This is a genomic window from Zhongshania sp. (genome assembly GCF_041623545.1).
GTDB lineage: Bacteria > Pseudomonadota > Gammaproteobacteria > Pseudomonadales > Spongiibacteraceae > Spongiibacter.
Map to the genome: position 1 here is coordinate 1 of NZ_JBFJWS010000229.1, position 5,251 is coordinate 5,251.

5 protein-coding genes and 2 pseudogenes are annotated in these 5,251 nt (G+C 52.1%); 1 reads left to right on the forward strand and 6 read right to left on the reverse strand.

All coding sequences use genetic code 11. From position 1 onward, the window contains the following. Window positions 1-291 (forward strand): annotated as a pseudogene (locus ABYT30_RS15160) (hypothetical protein); the annotation flags it as partial. Window positions 292-311: 20 nt separating this feature from the next. Here the strand turns inward: ABYT30_RS15160 and ABYT30_RS15165 are convergent. From ABYT30_RS15165 to ABYT30_RS15190, 6 genes and pseudogenes are all read right to left on the reverse strand, one after another. Then, entirely contained in the window at window positions 312-878 is a 567-nt protein-coding gene (locus ABYT30_RS15165; protein WP_373082951.1) for a nuclear transport factor 2 family protein, read from the reverse strand. 41 nt (window positions 879-919) lie between these two features. Continuing rightward, window positions 920-1,780, reverse strand: a complete 861-nt coding sequence (locus tag ABYT30_RS15170) for an SDR family NAD(P)-dependent oxidoreductase (protein ID WP_373097353.1) — start codon at window positions 1,778-1,780, stop codon at window positions 920-922. Window positions 1,781-1,809: 29 nt separating this feature from the next. Beyond that, window positions 1,810-2,340, reverse strand: coding sequence for a nuclear transport factor 2 family protein (locus ABYT30_RS15175; RefSeq protein WP_373097354.1), 531 nt, complete (start codon window positions 2,338-2,340; stop codon window positions 1,810-1,812). Window positions 2,341-2,361: 21 nt separating this feature from the next. Further along, window positions 2,362-3,531, reverse strand: a complete 1,170-nt coding sequence (locus ABYT30_RS15180) for a MaoC family dehydratase N-terminal domain-containing protein (protein WP_373082954.1) — start codon at window positions 3,529-3,531, stop codon at window positions 2,362-2,364. A 153-nt stretch (window positions 3,532-3,684) separates the two neighbouring features. Next, complete coding sequence (locus tag ABYT30_RS15185) at window positions 3,685-4,740, reverse strand: AraC family transcriptional regulator ligand-binding domain-containing protein (protein WP_373097355.1); 1,056 nt, start codon at window positions 4,738-4,740, stop codon at window positions 3,685-3,687. A gap of 165 nt (window positions 4,741-4,905) precedes the next feature. Then, window positions 4,906-5,251, reverse strand: a pseudogene (locus ABYT30_RS15190) (hypothetical protein); the annotation flags it as partial.

Consider the following 5,251-nt stretch of genomic DNA (forward strand, 5'->3'; position numbering starts at 1 on the left):
ACCGTGGCGTGGCCAACGGGCGAACTCGGCGGTATGGGATTGGAAGGCGGAGTTCGCCTTGCCTACAAAAAGGAAATGGAAGCAATTGCAGACCCCATAGAACGACAAGAATTTTTTGAAAAGCGCGTCGCCTCCCGCTACCGCAAAGGTAAGGCCAGCCATATCGCTAGTTACTTTGAATTAGATGCAGTAATCGACCCCGCAGAAAGCCGCAAGTGGCTAATGCGAGGTCTAAAGTCGGTCGCGCATAAAACAGCCAAAGGCTCGGGCGGATTTATTGATAGCTGGTGATACCACCTATTTTACTTTCGCTACTTTGGGACGTTTAATTCCCGCTGATTAAGTAAAGGTCGCAGATAAGACGGATCGTCTTTACTGCGCGAGGGCGAGCCATTGAGATGGAGGTCAACTACGTCAGCAAAGGGAATCGGCAATGTAGGCGCCATACCGGACCATTCAATCGCATTGCTCCGAAATGCAATTTTCCATTCATTATTGCGCCGTTCAAAGCGATCGATATAGCGGCCACCCGCAATCCAATTACTGTCGTCGCGATTGCGACCAACAAACAGATAATAGGTCTCGGTGTGGGCGACATCACCGTCAATATCACAAGTGTGATTTAGCAAGTTATGCTGGGTCGCACTTTGCCCCACCTCGTGCATGGCAGATGCCCAGTCATAAAGCTCGACGGGGCCGCCGACAAACTCTCCGGCTGAGATAATGGCGTCAGGGTGAAAGCTGGCGAGAAACAAATCGCGATCAAAGCGATCCATGGCGCGACTAAAACCCAGTAGGCAATCGTGAATATCTTGGCGATGCAGTAATTGCATTAATCGAGCGGCTTGCTCTGCCCCCGCAATATCATTATTGCTCATGTCTGGCTCCTAGCGTTTAAAGTATTGGTGAATATCCTAGGCTAAATCGGCAACCATATTGGCGCGCCACGGCTTGCCCGCAACGACGGAATCGTCTTCCCATCGATATCTTTAATACCATAATCCTGAGCGAGCTCAGCGGTGATAAAGGTGCCGCCGGAGAGTCTCATCAAGTCGGTGTCTTTAATCAACGCGGCAATAACCCGCCCGGGATACTCGGGGGAACAGGCATCTTGCGGGCGAGTGGCAGCGCCGCCGGTAAGGCCAGGAATAGTCGCCAGATTACGCTCCGCGCGTTCCGTTAAGGTTAGCCCCTGCCAGAGTGAAATAGATGCAACATTGTAGGATTTAAGCTCAATAGCCATATCTCGCGCCATGCGATCGACCGCTGATTTACTCGTGCCAAACACCACGCTATAGGTATAGGCAACACCGGTATAACCGGAAATTGCAACGATCAAACCACTGCCCTGAGGCGCCATTATTTTTGCCGCGTGCCATGCTGCCACATAATTAGAGCGCACGCCCACATCAACCATTTCCCAATTACTTAGGGGCTTTTGCCAAAAAGGTTTTGGCTCGGTGAGATCGTCCGACAAGGCAAAGGCGTTGTTAACCAACACATCCAAACGGCCCTGCTCGCGCTGCACTTGCTCAAACAGCCCAGCAACTTGCCGGTCATTGGCATGGTCAACTTGTACGGCAATACCTTTGCCACCACGCTTTGTGCATTCTGCGGCAGTTTCACCAACGGTGCCCAGCAAGGGACTATCAGCGGATGTAACACTTCGACCCGTAACGTAGACGATGGCACCCTCGCTGGCCAAAGCGAGGGCAATGCCCTTACCTATGCCGCGACTAGCGCCAGTGACTACCGCCACTCTGCCCGTTAATGCCGCCATACTTACTTTCTCCACACTTAACGCAACACTTATTTTTTAAAAAACACTTCGCTGAAGTCACCCACCGCTTTACCACTAAAGTGTTCGTCGCTAAAGGGCATACCCATCACGCCCAGAGACCAATCTACTGACTCGCCGTCGTTGCGGACCCAGTCATACAGCATAGTGCGTTCAGCAATTCGCCAAACGCCGTTACGCCGCGCGAGACGGTCAAGATAGCGACCGCCAATCACTGCATCGCAGTCGCCGCCCTCCATGCTAATGCGGTGATAAGCGGTAACATGAGTCTCAACCTTTGCAGTATCACCCGTTAACTCGATATAACTCTGACCGAGCAGGTGCTGAGTAACCGGTATTTGCGGAGCACCCGGCACCACCCAGTCGAGGTATTCTTGGAAATTGCCTTTAAAGATACCAAAATCGCATACCGCATCGGGCCAAAAGACCGCGCTAATTAATGCCCCATCGCGACGGTCTTCGCCCCTTGCTAAAGTAATAATACAGTTACGAATTTCTTCGCGATTTAAACTTAATTCGAGCCTATCGGCCTTATCGCTCATGCTTCCAGCACCTCGGTTTTATTATTTTTTAGGCAGTTCAATTTCCGCTTTGGCCGTGGCGGAGGTCACACCTAGCTGATTACTCATTTTGAAATTGAGTTGAACTAGGTGACGCCCTTCGTCATCAACCATTTTATCAACAACGTCCGCATTCATAATCGTAATATCGCCGGTAAATGAGGGCCCTCGGTAGGCGCAGTTGGAATGAATAACCTGGCCCCACTCCCCAGCCCAGCCGCCAAAATAATCCAGAATCCATGCACCCATTGACGCGCCGTACCCGTAGCCACGAGGCATACCAACTTGGCGGGCATAGCGGGGAAACAAATGCCCCCGCGACGGACCAATGTAGGCGCCATCGGTAAGCTCAGGGTTATCTAGTTCTAATACTGGGTCTTGCTCTTTCCCCGCCATATCACCAGTAAAGCCAAGGGCCTCCATGTCTAGATCTGTACGCCGCTTAACGCCACACCAAATCGTAAACAAATACGCTCGCCATTCCGTCGTAAAGCTCGCCACGCTGTGGGGGCCAATAATACGGGTAGGCAGTGCATCGCCAATATTGACGTCATCCCAGTAGCGTTTACCGTGGCCGAGAGTGTGGAGCATTTTGATCCAGTCGTATTTCTGATCTTCCAGCTTAGCAAGCTCCGCATCGCTCCACTCCGGGTCCTCACTGGCACCGGGGGAACCACCCATTTCGCGAGCGAGATCAGGGCGATAGCGAATCGCCGTCGAACGCTGCTTGGCAATAAGGTCGCCATCTTGGTTATAGTAATAGTTGTCGCCGCGCTGGAAGCAAGTAGGCCCGGCGAACTTAGTCTCTTTAACCGTGTAATCAACCGGCACACGATGATTATGCAAGGTGTCTCCAGCGAATACTCGGGGGCCTTCAAACCACCATTCGTCACCACCAAAAATCAGGTGCGAATTAGGAATAAAACCAACGCAGGACGCGGCGGTGCCGTGAGCATCGTCCATGGCAACCGGAAACGATTGGGGTGCAACCATCCGGCCAAAACGGCTCTCGGCGGCAAAATCAGGGTCGTAGTGAATACGGTTGGGGAAATGCATGGCCTGCACCCAGCGCCGAATATCGGTATTCGAAAATGGCTCACGCATACGCCCCGGCTGCACCGGCACGCCCATGTGATTATCGAGGTCACTGCAATCCAAAATATTATCGGTCATGTCTCACTCCCAGACGCCATGGCACGGCCGCACCAGCGGCAGATATACATTCAGTCTAGTTAGAAAGCAGCGGGATTGTTAATCTTGGCGCGAAAATGAGGATGCAATTCGCGCAGGCGACTCGGCGTCTAAACTTGTGACGGCAGCGTCAACTTAGCGGCAGTGCAACTCTCGGTATTGCTGGGGTGACAAGCTGGTCCAGCGCTTAAAGGCGCGACCAAAGCTGGTGCGCTCGGCGTAGCCCAAGGAATCGGCAAGCTCAGCAATAGACATATCGCTCTGGCTCAAAACATACTTGGCTCTAGCCAAGCGACGATGTTCAAGCAGTTCAGAAAAACTCAGATCTTTGCTTTGTAATCGCGATTGCAAGGTTCGTGAGGACATGCCCAAGGCGCTGGCACACCCCTCGACATGGAGCTCGCCGCGCTCAAAGGCATTAGCGATATAGTCATTGACCAGATCGAGAAAGTCCCGCTTCGGCAGCGGCTTCAAGCGCGACATATAACTACTTAGCAACTGAAACAGCGGTTTATTCGCGCTGGGCACCCGCGCATCTAACAGATCGGCAGCAAAAGCAATGCGGCCCTTGCCGTCACTCATTCTCACCGGGCAGGCAATCACACGCTCTATTTCCGGCGTCATATTGCGGTATATCTCAGCGGGCAGCGTCACGTACTCCGGCTTGAAATTATCGCCTCCGGCCATGCGTAACACTTTTAGATTCAGTAACAGACCTTGGCAATTGGCTTGATCATTCACCCCCATATTCGAGCGTTCCGTCCACCGCAACTCCGCGACTTTCGAAGCTGTGACCAACTCTAAGACGCTCTCTGAGGAGTGCACAACCGGAATATAGTCAATCAAGCTGTTCACCGCTTCACGTACGCTCGGCGCTGCACGGCACAGTGCGGCAACACAACCGTAGACATCTGGCGCTTGCATCTCGGCCAAATGAAAACCAAATAAGGGTTCGCTTAAATCCGCAGCACAGTCCTCATACATATTCACAAGGGCCTGACAGTCGATAAAGCTATCTTGGTCTTCTATAAGCCGAGTATCTAATCCGTGGCGCTCCAACAGAGCGCGGGGGTTACCCCCTAATCTCGCCACTAAATCCGCGAAATTCTGCAGATTGGCAGAGCGCACCTGGCTATGAGCTGGCAGTGAATGCAGCGGCTGCTCTAAAGCGTAAAAAAGATCTGCATTCATTCAGGCCTGCCTACTCTAAAATTTATTACCGCCGCAATCGATGCTCAAAAAACGAGCAGTACCGATTCTACACCCAAGTATGGCACTTGTAACGGTAGTATAAATTTCAATAGCAGGAATCACTTACCCTAGCGAATGCCCCAAACCTTAAGGCTATTCGCCCCATCATTTGCCGACAATCAGCCCGTCAAGATCACCCTTATTACGCCAATCTTCTAGCTTTTGCTCAAAGGCTGTCCAGCCGAGACCGTAGCCCCGCAATAGGCTCCACGGCGCCTTGACTTGGCCTTCATTAGTAAAATAACTTGGCGTGCATTCACGCTGAAATTGGCTGGTATCAACCTCGACATCTTCGAAATGACGGACATATTTAATTTGCGCCTCGAGACTGGGCTCTACTGTCTTCAAGCCCCGCTGTAAAGCCTCTGCGACTATATAGCTAATATGATAGGCCTGCCGGCCAAACTGCTCAGTGGTCGTGGCGTTTAAGCCGCCCTGTATGTAGCCAATA